Origin of the sequence: Streptomyces cyaneofuscatus (assembly GCF_033109485.1) — a bacterium.
Classification (GTDB): Bacteria; Actinomycetota; Actinomycetes; order Streptomycetales; family Streptomycetaceae; genus Streptomyces; species Streptomyces cyaneofuscatus.
Map to the genome: position 1 here is coordinate 1,183,118 of NZ_CP137002.1, position 14,334 is coordinate 1,197,451.

The following is a 14,334-nucleotide window of genomic DNA, read 5'->3' on the forward strand; positions in this document are numbered from 1 at the left end:
ACCCTTGCCAGGTTCCGCACCACAGGGCGCGCGGACCCCGCCGGGGACCGGGGCGGCGACCACCGCGGAAAGCCTCCGCCCACCCCGGACCGCAGGTGGCACCGAGCGGCCGGAAACTGATGCCCTAGGGTACGAACATGAGTGCTCAGAGCTATGTTTCCGGCCTGTTCTCGCTGGCCGGCCGGGTCGCCGTCGTGACCGGCGGCAGCTCCGGGATCGGGCGGGCCATCACCGGGGCGCTCGCCCGGGCCGGGGCGCGTGTGGTCGTGGTGGCGCGCCGGGAGAGCGAACTGAAGTCGACGGTGGACGAGTTGGAGGCCGCCGGGTGCCGGGCCGCCTGGGTGAGCGCCGATCTGGGGACCGGTGAGGGGGTGCGGGCCGCCGCCGACGGGGTGGTGGCCGCCTTCGGGGAGCCGGACATCCTCGTCAACTGTGCCGGGATCAACCTGCGGCCGCCCATGGACGAGCTGGGCGAGGACGTGTGGGACACCACCATGGCCGTGAACCTCAAGGCGCCGTTCCTGCTGGGGCAGCGGTTCGGGCCCGGGATGGCCGAGCGGGGGTACGGGCGGATCATCCATGTCAGCTCGCAGCAGGCCCACCGCGCCTTTGTGAACAGCGGTGCGTACGGGGTGTCCAAGGGCGGGCTGGAGTCGCTCGCCCGGTCCCAGGCCGAGGCGTGGTCCCCGTACGGCGTCACTGTGAACACCCTGGTCCCGGGGTTCGTGCTGACCCCGCTGAACGCGCGGCTCCAGTCGGACCCGGAGAAGGTGGCGGCGCTGGCCGCCCGGACGATGGTCGGCCGCAACGGGCTGGCGGAGGACTTCGCGGGCGCCGCGGTGTTCCTGGCCGGGCCCTCCTCCGCGTACGTCACCGGGCAGGCGCTCCACGTCGACGGCGGGTTCTCGGTGCACTGAGCCGCCGGACGGCAGCGACCCGGCGGCGAGCCCCCATGCACCGGGCCCGCCGCCCTCCCCCGAGCAGGCCGTCAGGAGCTCTGCTGCCGGAGCGCGGCGGCCGCCTCCGCCACCGCCGACTCGACCGCCGCCGAGGTCGCCTCCTTGGTGAGCCCCAGGCCGTTCAGCAGACCCGAGCCGTCCTCGAACTCCAGCAGGGCCAGCAGGATGTGCTCCGTGCCCACGTAGTTGTGGCCCAGGCGCAGGGCCTCACGGAAGGTCAGCTCCAGGACCTTCTTGGCGTCCGCGTCGTACGGGATCAGCTCGGGCACCTCGTCGGCGGCGGCCGGCAGGGCGAGGGTCGCCGCCGTGCGGAGGGCGTCCGGGGAGACGCCCTGGCCGGTGAGGACCCGGGCGGCGACGGACTCGGGCTCGGCGAGGAGGCCGAGGGCCAGGTGCGCCGGGAGGATCTCGGCATGCCGCGTGGTCTTGGCCTCGTTGTGGGAGGCCATGACCACGTTCCGGGCGCGCTGGGTGAAGCGGCCGAAGCCCTGGCTCGGGTCCAGGTCGGAGGCCTCGTCGCTCTTCTTGGCGACGAAGCGCTTCTGGGCCGCCTGGCGGGTGACCCCCATGCTCCGGCCGATGTCGGTCCAGGAGGCGCCCGAGCGGCGCGCCTGGTCGACGAAGTGGCCGATCAGGTGGTCGGCCACATCGCCGAGGTGGTCGGCGGCGATGACCGCGCCGGAGAGCTGCTCCAGCGCGTCGGGGTTGGACTTCTTGATGGCCTCGATCAGATCGTCGAGGCGCACGGACGGCGTCGCGGGAAGTGGCTGCGTCATGCGTCAACCTTAGGTTGACACCCTGTTGGGTGTCAACCTTCGGTTGTCAATCGAGTCGCCGAGCGGTCGTCAGAGGTCGAGGTCCACCACCACCGGCGCGTGGTCGGACGCGCCCTTGCCCTTGCGCTCCTCGCGGTCCACATAGCTGTCCTTGACGGCGGCGGTGAACGCGGGGTTGCCGAAGGTCAGGTCGATCCGCATGCCCTTGTTCTTGGGGAAGCGCAGCTCCCGGTAGTCCCAGAAGGTGTACGCCCGGTCGTACTTGAGCGGGCGGGGCAGCACCTCGCCCAGCCCCTCCCCCTCCAGGGCCGCGAGAGCCGCGCGCTCGGCGGGCGTCACATGCGTGGCGCCCTCGAACAGCGCCGGATCCCAGACGTCCTCGTCGGTCGGGGCCACGTTGAAGTCGCCCAGGACCGCGAACGGCCGGGCCCCCGCCGCGTCGGCCGCGACGGCCTTCCGCAGGGCCTCCAGCCAGGCCAGCTTGTACGCGTAGTGGTCGTGCTCGACCTCGCGGCCGTTGGGAACGTAGACCGACCACAGGCGCAGCGGGCCGCAGGTCGCGGAGATCGCGCGGGGCTCCTGCACCCCCTCGTACTCCGGGCCGCCCGGCAGCCCGGAGACGACGTCGGTGAGGCCGACCCGGGAGAGCAGCGCGACCCCGTTCCACCGGCCGGTGGCGTTGACCACGGATTCGTAGCCCGCCTCGCGGAGGGCTTCGGCGGGGAACTGCTCGGCCGTGCACTTGGTCTCCTGGATGCACAGCACATCGGTGCCGCTGCTCTCCAGCCAGGCCAGGAGCCTCGGCAGCCGGGCGGTGATCGAATTGACGTTGTAGGTCGCGATGCGCATGGCAGCCAACCTAGCGGCTCCCACTGACAGCGGCCGCCGGGCTCACAGCTCGGTGGTGCCGCCCGGGGCCAGCCGGCCGTGGTCCGCGCCGCCGAGAGCGCCGATCTGGTTGTCGTAGATCGGCCGCGCGAGGTCCGTGAGCAGGGCGTCGTGGACGTCGATCGCGCGGCGCGGCTTCACCTCGCGTACGTAGTCGATGACCTCGGAGATCTTGCTCCAGGGGGCCATCACCGGCAGCAGCAGGGTGTCCACGGGACGCTCGGGGACGGTGAGCGCGTCGCCGGGGTGGAAGACCGAACCGTCCACCAGGAAGCCGACGTTGGTGATCCTCGGGATGTCCGGGTGGATCACCGCGTGCAGCTCGCCGTGCACGGTGACGTCGAACCCGGCCGCCGAGAGCGCGTCCCCGTCGCCGACCGTGTGCACGCGCCCCGGGAAAGCGGCCGAGAGCTGGTCGGCCACGCTGCGCAGGGTCCAGATCTCCGCAGCCGGGTTCGCCTCCAGACCCGCCCGCAGCCTGGCCTCGTTGAAGTGGTCCGGGTGCTCGTGCGTGACGAGCAGGACGTCGGCGCCGAGCGCCGCGTCGTCCTCGGAGAAGCCGCCCGGGTCGATGACCAGGACGCGCCCCTCCTTCTCGATCCGCACGCAGGAGTGGGTCTTCTTGGTGAGCGTGAGTGCCTGAGGCGATGCGTTCATGGCTCCATCCTGCTACGCGGGCGGGGTGGTTTCCTCCTGGATCACGGACTGCGCGATGGTGAAGGCCGCGCCTGCCGCGGGGATGCCGCAGTAGACGGCGGTCTGGAGGAGAACCTCCTTGATCTCGGCGGGCGTCAGGCCGTTGCGCAGGGCGGCACGGGTGTGCGCGGCGAGGCCCTCCAGGTGGCCGGAGGCGACGAGCGCGGTGAGCGTGACGCAGCTGCGGGTACGGCGGTCGAGCCCGTCCCGGCTCCAGGCCTCGCCCCACTCGTACCGGGTGACCAGCTCCTGGAAGTCCTCGGTGAACGGGTCGGCGGAGGCGTTCACCGCGTCGACATGGGCGTCCCCCAGCACCTCGCGGCGCACCTTCACCCCGCGCTCGTGGCGGCTTTCCCGCTGCGGGCCCACGGCTTCGGGCGCGCCGGGCGCCGGGGCGATCTCGGCGAGGGGCGCGAACGGGGCGGCGGGCGTGGCCGGTCCGGGGACGAGCGGGGCGGCGGGGGCGGCGGTGGGCGCGTCCTGCCAGGCGGTGGAGAAGTGCGTCAGGAGCAGGTCGCAGACGGCCGCGGGCTGCTCGACCGGGGCCAGGTGCGAGGCGCCGGGGACGAGCGCGAGGCGGGCGTCCGGGATCCCGGCGACCAGCGTGCGGGCCTCGGCGGGCCCGGTGACCTGGTCCTCCGCGCCGACGAGGACGAGGGTCGGGACGCCGATCCGGCCCAGGTGGTCGCGGATGTCGAACGCGGCCAGCGCTTCGCAGGCCGCGATGTAGCAGCCGGGGTCGGTGGTGCGGACCATCTGCACGGCCCACTCCACGATGGCGGGCTGCGCGGCGGCGAAGCCGGGGGTGAACCAGCGTTCCGGCGCGGTGCGGGCCATCGGCTCCAGGCCGTTGGTACGGACGATCACCCCGCGCTGCCGGAACTCGTCGGCCGTGCCGAACCGGGGCGAGGAGGCCACCAGCGCCAGCGAGGCCACCCGGTGCGGGTGACGCAGGGCCAGGTCCGCCCCGACGGCCCCGCCGATCGAGCAGCCCGCGTACCCGAACCGCTGGACACCGAGCCCGTCGAGGGTGGCGATCAGCCGGTCCGCGAGCTCGGCGACGGAGGGCGCCGCGTGGGCGGGGGCCCCGCCGTGGCCCGGCAGGTCGTAGCGGAAGACCCTCCAGTGCTGGGCCAGCTCAGGTATCTGGCGGTCCCACATGTGCCAGGTCGTCCCGAGGGAGGGCCCGATCACCAGGACCGGGGCGCCCTCAGGACCGTCGAACCGGTACTGGAGGGTACGCGGGGCCTCGGTGGCGGGCTGCGGGGCGGCGGTCTGCGGGGTGGGAGTCCGGGGCGTGGGGGGCTGGGGTGCGGGGGGCTGGGGCGTGAGGTGCTGGGGCTGCGGGGCGGCCGGGTGGTCCGCCGCCGGGGGGTGCGGAACAGGGACCGGCTGCTGTACGGGGGTGGCCGGCGGCGCCACGGGCTGCGGGAACCCGGGTCCCGTCAGCTGCGGGGCCGGGGGCCCCGGGACCGGAGTCGCCAGGAGCGGGGGTCCGGGGTGCGGGGGTCCCGGGTGCGGGGCGGGTCCGCCGAGGTGGGGGGCGTGCGGGGGCTGCGGGGTCGTCTCGCTCACTTCGCTCACTCGCTCCAGGTTAGTGAGCGCCCCTCCGGGTCCCGGTCAGGGGGTCGCCGCGGAAACGACATAAACGACAGGACTGGCCGGGTCGGTCATATTGACCGTGATGGTCTGGGTGGGGCGCGGCTTCTTGTTGGTGTGGGTGACGCTCGCCCAGTTCTCGTTCGGGCTGAAGTACCACCCGGTGATGGTGATGTCCCGGGAACTGATGTTGACCTTCCCGGGCTCCAGGGCCGCGCGGCCGGTGCCGATGCCGCTCAGGAAGCGGTCGAGGCCGGCGGAGGTCGTCCGGAACTTGGCGTACATCCGGCTGGCTTTCCAGTTGTTCGTCTCGTAGTACTGGACCCCGATCCCGTTGCCGGGGATGGGGATCTCGAAGATCCGGCGCTGCATCTTGGAGGGCCAGCCCTCGCGGAGGCCCACGGCGGCCGCCTCGGCCTCCTTGTCCTTGCCCGAGCGGCGGCTCTGGCCCGCGGAGACGAGGAGGTAGCCCGCCGGGATGCCGATCAGCAGGACGATGATCGTGGCGGTGATGAACCGCCGCCGGAAGACCCGCCGGGGACTCTCGGGCGGCTTGCCCTCGCCGTCGCCCGGCGAATCGGACTGGGGCGGCGCCACGGGGTGGTCGGCTGCGATCATGATCAGGAGGTCCCTCGTGCTGCGGAGCGGAGTACGTCAGGCGCGGAGGCCGGTCGGGTACGGGGTCGGGTACGGGCCGAAGGCGCGTACGGAGCTGAGACGCCGGGCGGGCGGTTGCGGTTCAGTCGACCGTACGGGTCGAACGGGTGTTGCGGATGGTGCTCGCCGCCTGGTCGTAGATCTGCGCGTACCGCTCGTACCGCTCGACGCGGCGCCGGTTGGCCCGGCGGAAGCGGCGGGCCACCAGCCGGGCGAGGTCCGCGGCGCCGACCATACCCGCCTCGGGTCCCAGCTGCGCCTTGGCGATCTTGGCCTCGGGGCGGTAGCCGCGGCCGGTGAGGTGGCGCTTGAAGGCGTCCCGGGCGGGGTTGATCAGGAGGTCGTCGGCGGCGCTGACACCGCCTCCGATGACGAAGCAGGAGGGGTCGAGCGCGGCGGCCAGGTTGGCGATGCCGACGCCGAGCCACTGGCCGATGTCCTGGAGTAGCTCGATGCACATGGCATCGCCCTCGCGGGCCAGTTCGGTGATGAGCGGGCCGGTGATGTCGGCGACGTTGCCCTTCACCCGGTCCAGCAGATAGTGCGCGACCGGGGAGTCGGCGGCGGCCAGCTCCTTGGCCTCGCGGACCAGGGCGTTGCCGGAGCTGTACTGCTCCCAGCAGCCCCGGTTGCCGCAGGGGCAGCGGTGGCCCGAGGGCACGACCTGCATGTGGCCGAACTCACCGGCCACGCCGTACTTGCCGCGCTTGACCTGGCCGTCCTCCAGGATCGCGCCGCCGATCCCCGTACCGAGCGTGATCATGACGAGGTGGTCCTCGCCGCGCCCCGCGCCGAAGCGCCACTCCGCCCAGGCGGCGGTGTTGGCGTCGTTGTCGACCATGACGGGGACGACGAGCCGGGAGGCGATCGCGTCGCGCAGGGGTTCGTCGCGCCAGGCGAGGTGCGGGGCGAACAGGACCTTGGAGCGGTCGGCGTCCACCCAGCCCGCCGCGCCGATGCCCACCGCGTGGACGTCGTGCCGGTCGGAGAGGTCCAGGACCAGCTCGACGATGGTGTCCTCGACGACTTTGGGGCTCTTGGACTTGTCGGGCGTCTCGGTGCGCAGCTGTTCCAGGATGTTGCCGTCGGCGTCGACGACGCCTGCCATCACCTTCGTGCCGCCGATGTCGATCCCGACCGTGGGGACGCGGGGGGCGGTGAGGTGCGAGCGGCGCTCCTTGGTGCCGACGGTCTTGAGGACGGTGGCGCGGGCGGAGCCGCGGTCTGCGAAGTCGCGGTACGTGCTCATCGTCCCTGCGGGGTCAAAGGGGCCGGGCCGCTGTCACGGTCGGCGGCGGACGGCGCCCGCCGCGCCCGATTCTGCCACTGCCCGGCCCCCGGAGCGGTCGGCCGGGGTCGGCCGCGCCGGGGCGGGTCGCCGGTCAGGATCCTTCTGTCGCCGGTCAGGATCCTTCTTCGGTCGCGGCGGAGGTGCCGGGAAGGGTGGGCGCCGGGGTGCGTTCCAGCTCGTGGCTGAGCTCCTCCAGCTCGCTGCCGCCCGCCATCTGCCGGGTCAGCTCGTCGAGCGTGACGTCGTCCTTGGTGTGGCTGCCGGACATCGCCCCGCGCTTGAGGAGGACGAACCGGTCGCCGACGAGGTGGGCGTGGTGCGGGTTGTGCGTGATGAGGACCACGCCGAGGCCGGCGTCGCGGGCGGCGGCGACGTACTTGAGCACCACCCCGGACTGCTTGACGCCGAGGGCGGCGGTCGGCTCGTCGAGGACGAGGACCTTGGCGCCGAAGTAGACGGCGCGGGCGATCGCCACGCACTGGCGCTCACCGCCGGAGAGCGTGCCGATGGGCTGGTCGACGTCGCGCAGGTCGATGCCCATGCGGAGGAGTTCCGTACGGGTCGTCTCGCGCATCTTCTTCACGTCGAGGCGCTTGAAGGGGCCGACGCCGGTGGTGGGTTCGGAGCCGAGGAAGAAGTTCCGCCAGACCGGCATCAGCGGGACGACGGCGAGGTCCTGGTAGACGGTGGCGATGCCCCGGTCCAGGGCGTCGCGCGGGTTGGCGAGGGTGGTCTCCTCGCCCTCGATCAGGAACCGGCCGGCGTCGTGCCGGTGCAGCCCCGCGATGATCTTGATGAGGGTGGACTTGCCGGCACCGTTGTCGCCGAGGACGCAGGTGATCTCGCCCGCGTGGACCTCCAGCGAGACGTGTTCCAGGGCTTTGATGTTGCCGTAGAACTTCGATACGTCGTCCAGCTCGACGAGGGGACCGGCGGTCTTCCCGGTCGTGTCAGAAGTGGCCGTCATGACGTCGCCTCCGCGCGCTTGCGCACCCACGCGTTGAGCAGGGTGGCCAGGAGCAGCATCGCTCCCAGGAAGAACTTGAACCAGTCCGGGTTCCACTCGGCGTACACGATGCCCTTGCTGGTCATGCCGAAGATGAAGGCACCGACCGCCGAGCCGATCGCGGAGCCGTAGCCGCCGGTGATCAGGCAGCCGCCGATGACGGCCGCGATGATGTACGTCAGCTCGTTGCCGACGCCCTCGCCGGACTGGACGACGTCGTAACTGAAGAGCAGGTGCTGTCCGGAGATCCAGGCGGCGAACGCGACGCCCAGGTAGAGCCCGATCTTCGTACGGATGACGGGGACGCCGACCGCGCGGGCGGCGTCGGCCTCGCCGCCGACGGCGAAGATCCAGTTGCCGAAGCGGGTACGGAGCAGGATCCAGGTGGCCAGCGCGACGAGCGCCGCCCACCACAGGATGGTCACCTTGTACTCGACGCCACCGAGGGTCAGCGTCGAGGCGAACAGGGCGCGGGCTGACTCGAAGCCCTCCATGTCGCCGATGGCCTTGGTGGAGACCGTGCCGCTGATCAGCTTGGTGAAGCCGAGGTTCAGACCGGTGAGCATCAGGAACGTGCCGAGCGTGATGATGAAGCTCGGCAGTTTGGTGCGGGTCAGCATGAACCCGTTGAACGCGCCGATGGCGAGCGTTACCAGCAGCGACACGAAGACGCCGACCCAGACGTTGGCCGTCATCTGGTAGCTGAACATCGAGGAGATCAGCGCGGAGCTGGTCACCAGGACCCCGGCGGAGAGGTCGAACTCGCCGCCGATCATCAGCAGCGCGACCGGGGCGGCCATGATGCCGAGGACGGAGGCCGCGTACAGGACCGTGCCGAAGCTGGAGGCCTGGAGGAAGCTGTCGGCGACGATCGCGAAGAAGAGGAAGACCGCTGCCGCGCCGACGACCGAGCCGAGCTCGGGGCGGCCGAGCAGCTTGCGCAGCGGCGAGGTGCGGACGAGGCGCTCGTCCACCTGTTCCGGCGTGGCGGTGGAGCCGCTCATCGGGTGCCGCGCTTGGTGAAGTCGGCCAGAGCGTCGGCGTCGTCCTTGGTGATGATCTGCGGGCCGGTCAGGACGGGCAGGCCACCGCCGAGGACGTTGCGGTTGTAGCGGTAGAGCCAGAGCAGGTCGACGGCCTCGTACCCCTGGAGGTAGGGCTGCTGGTCGACGGCGAAGCCGAGCTTGTCGGTCTGGAGGCCGGTGGCGACCTTGGCGTTCAGGTCGAAGGTGTCGATCTCGGCCTTGCTGCCTGCCGTCTGCTTGGCCTGGACGGCGGCGTCGGCGAAGGGGGCGCCGAGGGTGACGACCGCGTCGATGCTCTTGTCGGACTGGAGCTTGGCCTCGATGGACGCGGTGACGTCGGGCATGTTGGTGCCGTCGACGTACAGGTTCTGCATCGTGCCGTCGAAGGTCTTCTTCGCCCCGGCGCAGCGCTGCTCGTGGCCCACGTTGCCCTGCTCGTGCAGGACGCAGAGCGCCTTCTTGCGGTCCCGCTTGTTCAGCTCGTCGCCGACGGCCTCGCCGGCGATCGCCTCGTCCTGGCCGATGTGGGTCAGGGCGCCGAACTCCTTGGACTCGGCGGAGCCGGAGTTCACCGTGACGACCGGGATACCCGCCTTGACGGCCTTGGCGATCACGGACTTCATGGCATCGGGCTTGGCCAGCGAGACGATCAGCCCGTCGACCTTCTTGTCGATCGCGGTCTGGACGAGCTGGGCCTGCTGGTTGGCCTCGTCGTTGTGCGAGTAGAGGAAGTTGATGTTGTCCTTGACGGCCGCCTGCTCGGCGCCCTTCTGGACGATGTCCCAGAAGGTGTCGCCGTCGCCCGAGTGGGTGACCATGGCGAAGGTCCAGCGGGGCGTGTTCACCGCGGCCCGGCCCTCGGCGGCCTCGGCCGCGCGCTCTTCCGCCCGCTTGCCGCCGGTGCTGCTGCATCCTGCGGCGGCCAGCACCACTGCCAGGACGGCGCCCAGCGCGCGTACCCCTGTCCGAACCCTTGCCACGACGCTGTGCCCTTCTGCTGCTGCTCGCTGTGCGCTTGACGGGGCCGGGGAGTGTACGGGGCCCCGGGCCGACTGCCCAGTATCCCCGAGCCCTGCCCGCTCCCGCCCGGGGGCCCGCGTCTTCAGCCCGTCCGGGGGCTCACCCTCAGCCTGTCCGGGGCTCACCCTCAGCCTGTCCGGGGCTCACCCTCAGCCTGTCCGGGGCTCACCTCCAGCCCGTCCGGGGCTCACCTCCAGCCCGTCCGGGGCTCACCTCCAGCCCGTCCGGGGCTCACCTCCAGCCCGTCCGGGGGCTCACCTCCAGCCCGTCCGGGGGCTCACCTCCAGCCCGTCCGGCGTTTGAGGACGGAACCGTCGATGGGGTGGTCGGTCGCCCCCGGGGAAGCCCGTGCCCCAGGATCCTCTGCCTGCGGGCGCACCAGCGCAAGGGTTCCGTCCTCAAACGCCGGACGGGCTGGAATGGGCGGGCCCGCACGGGTCGGGGTCAGCGGACCAGGAGTTGGAAGTCGAACTTGTAGCGCGACGCCCGGTAGACGTGGGAGCCGAACTCGACCGCCCGCCCCGTGTCGTCGTACGTCGTCCGCTCCATCGTCAGCAGCGGCGCCCCCGGCTCCTCGTCCAGGGCCCGGCCCTCCCCCACCGTGGCGGCGCGGGCGCCGACGGACTGGCGGGCGCTGTGCAGCGTGATGCCCGAGGCCCGCATCAGCCGGTAGAGCCCGGTGGACTCCAGCTCCTGCGCCGTGAGGGCGAGCAGGTCCGGGGGGAGGTGGTTGCGCAGGAGGGCCATCGGCTCGTCGTGGGCGTAGCGCAGCCGCTCGACGACGTGGACCTCGGTGCCCTCGGCGACACCGAGCGCGGCGGCGATCTCGGCGGTGGCCGGTTCCACGGTGGTGCGCAGGACCTTGGTGGCGGGGCGCTGGCCGGCCGCCTCCAGGTCCTCGTAGAGCGAGCTGAGCTCCAGCGGCCGGCGGACCTGGCTGTGCACGACCTGGGTGCCGACGCCCCGGCGGCGGACCATCAGCCCTTTGTCGACGAGCGACTGGATGGCCTGGCGGACGGTGGGCCGGGAGAGGCCGAGACGCGCGGCGAGCTCGATCTCGTTGCCGAGCAGGGTGCCGGGGGCCAGCCGGCCCTGTTCGACGGCGGCCTCCAGTTGCTGCGCCAGCTGGAAGTAGAGCGGCACCGGGCTGGTGCGGTCCACACTCAGCGGCAGCGGCTGCGGCGGCTGATCGGCTCCTGGTGCGGTCACGGGCCGAGCCTAGTTCGATTGTCCGGACAAAGCCATGGTGACGTTTCGTTTGTCAGGACAAACGCTTGACATGATGACCGGGCAACGCCACCTTGGGGCCATGCGCATCGGACTCATCGGAACGGGACGTATCGGCACTTTCCATGCGGAGGTGCTGAGCCGTCACCCCGCCGTGGACTCCCTGCTGGTGGCGGACGCGGACCCGGAGCGCGCCGCCGTGGCGGCCACCCGGACCGGAGCATCGGCCGTCCCGGTGGACGCGATGTTCACCGGCGAGGGCCACGGCCTCCCCGACGCGCTGGTGATCTGTTCGGCGACCGCCGCCCACGCCCCGCTCATCGCCCGCGCCGCGCGGGCCGGGCTGCCCGCGTTCTGCGAGAAGCCGATCGCCCTGGACCTGCCCGGCACCCTCGGCGCCCTCGCGGAGGTCGAGGCGGCGGGCAGCATCCTCCAGCTGGGCTTCATGCGCCGCTTCGACGCCGGGTACGCCGAGGCGAGGGCGGCGGTACGGAAGGGCAGGCTCGGGCGGCTGCACACCGTACGGGCGGTCACCTCCGACCCCGCTCCCCCGCCCGCCGACTACCTCCCGCTCTCCGGCGGGCTGTACCGGGACTGCCTGGTCCACGACTTCGACATCCTGCGGTGGGTGACGGGCCGCGAGGTGCGCGAGGTGTACGCCACCGGGTCGGACGCCGGTCCCCCGATGTTCCGGGAGGCGGGCGACGTGGACACCGCAGCCGCCCTGCTCACCCTGGACGACGGCACCCTCGCCACCGCCACGGCGACCCGCTGCAACGGCGCCGGGTACGACGTCCGCATGGAGCTGGCCGGGGAGCTGGACCAGATCGCCGTCGGCCTGGACGACCGCACTCCGCTGACCTCGGCCGAGCCGGAGGGCTCGGGCGCCCCGCCGAAGCCGTGGCCCGGGTTCCTGGAGCGGTTCGCCCCGGCGTACGAGGCGGAGCTGGACGCCTTCCTCCGGGTCGCCCGGGGCCAGCTGACCAACCCGTGCGACGGCCGGGAGGCCCTGCACGCGCTGCGGATCGCCGAGGCCTGCGAGATCTCGCGCCGCGAACGCCGCCCGGTGGCGATGGAGGAGATCCCGGGCGGCTGAGGCCGGCGGACCGCGTCGGGACAGCGGCCTCACCAGCGCACCGGCAGCCGCCGTACCCCGCGCATCAGCAGGCCGGGCAGCCAGTCCGGGTCGCCGCCCGCCGGGTCGCGGGCGAGGTCCGGGCAGCGCTCCAGCAGGGCCCCGATGGCGATGCGCGCCTCCATGCGGGCGAGCGGGGCGCCCAGGCAGTAGTGCGCCCCGTGGCCGAAGGCCAGGTGCCCCTGGGGGGCGCGGCGGATGTCGAAGGTGTCCGGGTCCTCGAACCGCTCGGAGTCGCGGTCGCCCGAGGCGAGGGCGACGAGCACCACCTCACCGCGCGGGATCACGGTGGAGCCGACCGTGGCGTCCTCCTGGGTGAAGCGGAAGGTGGCGGTCTCCACCGGGCCGTCGTACCGCAGCATCTCCTCCACCGCCCCGTCGAGCAGCCCGGGATCGGCACGCAGCAGGGCGAGTTGGTGCGGGTGGTCGAGGAGGGCCCGCACCCCGTTGGAGATGAGGTTGACGGTGGTCTCGTGCCCGGCGACGAGCAACAGGAAGGCCATGCCGACCAGTTCGTCGGCGGAGAGCCCGTCGCCGCCCTCGTCGCGGCTCCGGATCAGCGCGCTCAGCAGGTCGTCGCCGGGCGAGCTGCGCTTGTCCTCGATCAGTTGGACGAGGTAGGCGCCCATCGCGCCGACCACGTCGGCCTCCCGCTGGGCCGGGGTGGGGGTGACGACGCCGTTGGACAGCGTACGGAAGGTGTCCCGGTCGATGTCGGGGACGCCGAGCAGCTCGCAGATGACGGTCATCGGGAGCGGGAAGGCCAGCGCGTCGACCAGGTCGGCGGAGCCGGCCGGGACCATCGCGTCCAGGAGCTCCGTGGTGATCTCGGTGACGCGGGGCCGCAGGGCCTCGATCCGGCGGGCGGTGAACTCACGGACGACGAGCCTGCGCAGCCGGGTGTGGTGCGGGGCGTCCAGCTCCAGCATGTTGGCGCTGAGGGCGTTCGACGCGGCGGTCCAGCGCTCGGTGGTCCGCCAGTCCTTGCCGAACCGCTGGTCGGCGAGGGCCGAGCGGGCCTCCTCGTAGCCGACGATCAGGTGGAGGCGCTCGATGTGCTCGGTGCGCACGGTGTGCACCGGTCCCTCGGCGCGCAGCTTCGCGTAGTACGGGTAGGGGTTCGCCGTGAAATCCGGCAGATCTCGCAGATCGAGCACAGCCATCGTGGTCAGCCCCCTCTTCCGGTCCGGACCGCTCAGCGTAGGGCCGGCCAGGTCCGGTCGGCGTAAGCCGGTCCCGGTCACGCGCGTAAGCCGGTCCGGGCCGGTCCTGTCCACTCGCCGTGAGCAGGTCCCGTCCACTCAGCGTAGGCCGTCGCTCTCCTCGTCGTCCGTGTCGAGCAGCCCGGCATCATGGACCAACAGGGCGATCTGAACCCGGTTGTTCAGGTCGAGTCTGGCGAGAATCCGCGAGACCTGGGTCTTGACGGTGGCGACGCTGAGGTAGAGCTCGCCCGCGATCTCCGCGTTGGAGTGTCCGCGTCCGACGGCCACCGCCACCTCCCTCTCCCGCTCCGCCAGCTCCGCGAACCGCCTGCGGGCCCGCTCGGTCCGGCTGGTGCGGTCGTCCGGCGCCCCGCCGGCGGCCCGGGCCATGAGCTGCCGGGTGACGGCGGGCGAGAGCACCGGGTCTCCTGCGGCGACCCGGCGGACGGAGTCCACGATCTCGGCGGGCGGGGTGTCCTTCAGGACGAATCCCGCGGCTCCGGCGCGGATGGCCCGCAGGACCTGTTCGTCGGCGTGGAAGGTGGTGAGGACGACGACTTCGGGCGCGCCGGGGCGGCGGCGCAGCTTCTCGGTCGCGGTGAGCCCGTCCATGCCGGGCATCCGGATGTCCATCAGGACGACGTCGGGGCGCAGCCGTTCGACCAGGGCGGCGACCTCGCTGCCGTCCGCGCCCTCACCCACGATGTCGATGTCGTCGGCCCCGCCGAGCATCAGGGTGAGTCCGGCGCGCACCAGCGGGTCGTCGTCGACGATGAGCAGCCGGACGGGCGGGGAGGCGGAAGGCGTCGGGGAGGCCGGGGTGTTCATGACAGCCACCGTAACCAGTCGG

14 protein-coding genes are annotated in these 14,334 nt (G+C 72.4%); 2 read left to right on the plus strand and 12 right to left on the minus strand.

Annotation, left to right across the window (positions count from 1 at the left end; genetic code table 11):
* Positions 1-137: 137 nt before the first annotated feature.
* Positions 138-917 (plus strand): SDR family NAD(P)-dependent oxidoreductase, encoded by a 780-nt coding sequence (locus R2B67_RS04900; RefSeq protein WP_317816605.1) that lies wholly within the window; start codon positions 138-140, stop codon positions 915-917.
* A 71-nt stretch (positions 918-988) separates the two neighbouring features.
* Here R2B67_RS04900 and R2B67_RS04905 read toward each other — a convergent pair whose 3' ends face one another.
* The 10 genes from R2B67_RS04905 to R2B67_RS04950 all read right to left on the minus strand — a co-directional run bounded on the left by R2B67_RS04905 (position 989) and on the right by R2B67_RS04950 (position 11,126).
* On the minus strand, positions 989-1,735 hold the full coding sequence (locus R2B67_RS04905; protein WP_317816606.1) for a Clp protease N-terminal domain-containing protein: 747 nt from the start codon (positions 1,733-1,735) through the stop codon (positions 989-991).
* Positions 1,736-1,804: 69 nt separating this feature from the next.
* On the minus strand, positions 1,805-2,584 hold the full coding sequence (locus tag R2B67_RS04910; protein ID WP_317816607.1) for an exodeoxyribonuclease III: 780 nt from the start codon (positions 2,582-2,584) through the stop codon (positions 1,805-1,807).
* A gap of 42 nt (positions 2,585-2,626) precedes the next feature.
* Entirely contained in the window at positions 2,627-3,280 is a 654-nt protein-coding gene (locus R2B67_RS04915) for an MBL fold metallo-hydrolase (RefSeq protein ID WP_317816608.1), read from the minus strand.
* 12 nt (positions 3,281-3,292) lie between these two features.
* Positions 3,293-4,903 (minus strand): bifunctional 3-oxoadipate enol-lactonase/4-carboxymuconolactone decarboxylase PcaDC, encoded by a 1,611-nt coding sequence (gene pcaDC, locus R2B67_RS04920; RefSeq protein WP_455679972.1) that lies wholly within the window; start codon positions 4,901-4,903, stop codon positions 3,293-3,295.
* Positions 4,904-4,939: 36 nt separating this feature from the next.
* A complete protein-coding gene (locus R2B67_RS04925; RefSeq protein ID WP_018514737.1) occupies positions 4,940-5,536 on the minus strand; it encodes a hypothetical protein in 597 nt (198 codons plus the stop codon).
* A gap of 121 nt (positions 5,537-5,657) precedes the next feature.
* The gene (locus R2B67_RS04930; protein ID WP_018514736.1) at positions 5,658-6,824 is read right to left on the minus strand and encodes an ROK family glucokinase; all 1,167 of its coding nucleotides are present in this window, start codon (positions 6,822-6,824) and stop codon (positions 5,658-5,660) included.
* A 154-nt stretch (positions 6,825-6,978) separates the two neighbouring features.
* Positions 6,979-7,833 carry an ATP-binding cassette domain-containing protein gene (locus tag R2B67_RS04935; protein WP_109980200.1) on the minus strand — a complete coding sequence of 285 codons (855 nt, stop codon included), beginning with the start codon at positions 7,831-7,833 and terminating at the stop codon, positions 6,979-6,981.
* Entirely contained in the window at positions 7,830-8,876 is a 1,047-nt protein-coding gene (locus R2B67_RS04940) for an ABC transporter permease (RefSeq protein ID WP_317816609.1), read from the minus strand. The genes R2B67_RS04935 and R2B67_RS04940 overlap by 4 nt, the downstream gene beginning before the upstream one ends.
* Complete coding sequence (locus R2B67_RS04945; protein ID WP_455679973.1) at positions 8,873-9,877, minus strand: sugar ABC transporter substrate-binding protein; 1,005 nt, start codon at positions 9,875-9,877, stop codon at positions 8,873-8,875. Before R2B67_RS04945 ends, R2B67_RS04940 begins: the two co-directional genes overlap by 4 nt.
* 484 nt (positions 9,878-10,361) lie before the next feature.
* Positions 10,362-11,126: a GntR family transcriptional regulator gene (locus tag R2B67_RS04950; RefSeq protein ID WP_317816610.1), complete on the minus strand. Its 765-nt coding sequence runs from the start codon at positions 11,124-11,126 to the stop codon at positions 10,362-10,364.
* A 100-nt stretch (positions 11,127-11,226) separates the two neighbouring features.
* Here R2B67_RS04950 and R2B67_RS04955 point away from each other — a divergent pair, with 100 nt between their 5' ends.
* A complete protein-coding gene (locus R2B67_RS04955) occupies positions 11,227-12,240 on the plus strand; it encodes a Gfo/Idh/MocA family protein (RefSeq protein WP_317816611.1) in 1,014 nt (337 codons plus the stop codon).
* Between the two features lie 29 nt (positions 12,241-12,269).
* Here the strand turns inward: R2B67_RS04955 and R2B67_RS04960 are convergent, their stop codons facing one another.
* Together R2B67_RS04960 and R2B67_RS04965 are read right to left on the minus strand one after the other, a co-directional pair.
* The gene (locus R2B67_RS04960; protein WP_317816612.1) at positions 12,270-13,442 is read right to left on the minus strand and encodes a cytochrome P450 family protein; all 1,173 of its coding nucleotides are present in this window, start codon (positions 13,440-13,442) and stop codon (positions 12,270-12,272) included.
* Between the two features lie 138 nt (positions 13,443-13,580).
* Positions 13,581-14,312, minus strand: coding sequence for a response regulator transcription factor (locus R2B67_RS04965; RefSeq protein WP_109980197.1), 732 nt, complete (start codon positions 14,310-14,312; stop codon positions 13,581-13,583).
* Positions 14,313-14,334 lie beyond the last annotated feature (22 nt).

Bases quoted from the DNA above. Each gene is read 5' to 3' on its own strand.
- R2B67_RS04900 (WP_317816605.1), top strand. From the start codon at position 138: ATGAGTGCTCAGAGCTATGTTTCCGGCCTGTTCTCGCTGGCCGGCCGG.
- R2B67_RS04910 (WP_317816607.1), bottom strand. From the start codon at position 2,584: ATGCGCATCGCGACCTACAACGTCAATTCGATCACCGCCCGGCTGCCG.
- R2B67_RS04905 (WP_317816606.1), bottom strand. From the start codon at position 1,735: ATGACGCAGCCACTTCCCGCGACGCCGTCCGTGCGCCTCGACGATCTG.
- R2B67_RS04935 (WP_109980200.1), bottom strand. From the start codon at position 7,833: ATGACGGCCACTTCTGACACGACCGGGAAGACCGCCGGTCCCCTCGTC.
- R2B67_RS04960 (WP_317816612.1), bottom strand. From the start codon at position 13,442: ATGGCTGTGCTCGATCTGCGAGATCTGCCGGATTTCACGGCGAACCCC.
- R2B67_RS04965 (WP_109980197.1), bottom strand. From the start codon at position 14,312: ATGAACACCCCGGCCTCCCCGACGCCTTCCGCCTCCCCGCCCGTCCGG.
- R2B67_RS04940 (WP_317816609.1), bottom strand. From the start codon at position 8,876: ATGAGCGGCTCCACCGCCACGCCGGAACAGGTGGACGAGCGCCTCGTC.
- R2B67_RS04925 (WP_018514737.1), bottom strand. From the start codon at position 5,536: ATGATCGCAGCCGACCACCCCGTGGCGCCGCCCCAGTCCGATTCGCCG.
- R2B67_RS04955 (WP_317816611.1), top strand. From the start codon at position 11,227: ATGCGCATCGGACTCATCGGAACGGGACGTATCGGCACTTTCCATGCG.
- R2B67_RS04915 (WP_317816608.1), bottom strand. From the start codon at position 3,280: ATGAACGCATCGCCTCAGGCACTCACGCTCACCAAGAAGACCCACTCC.
- R2B67_RS04930 (WP_018514736.1), bottom strand. From the start codon at position 6,824: ATGAGCACGTACCGCGACTTCGCAGACCGCGGCTCCGCCCGCGCCACC.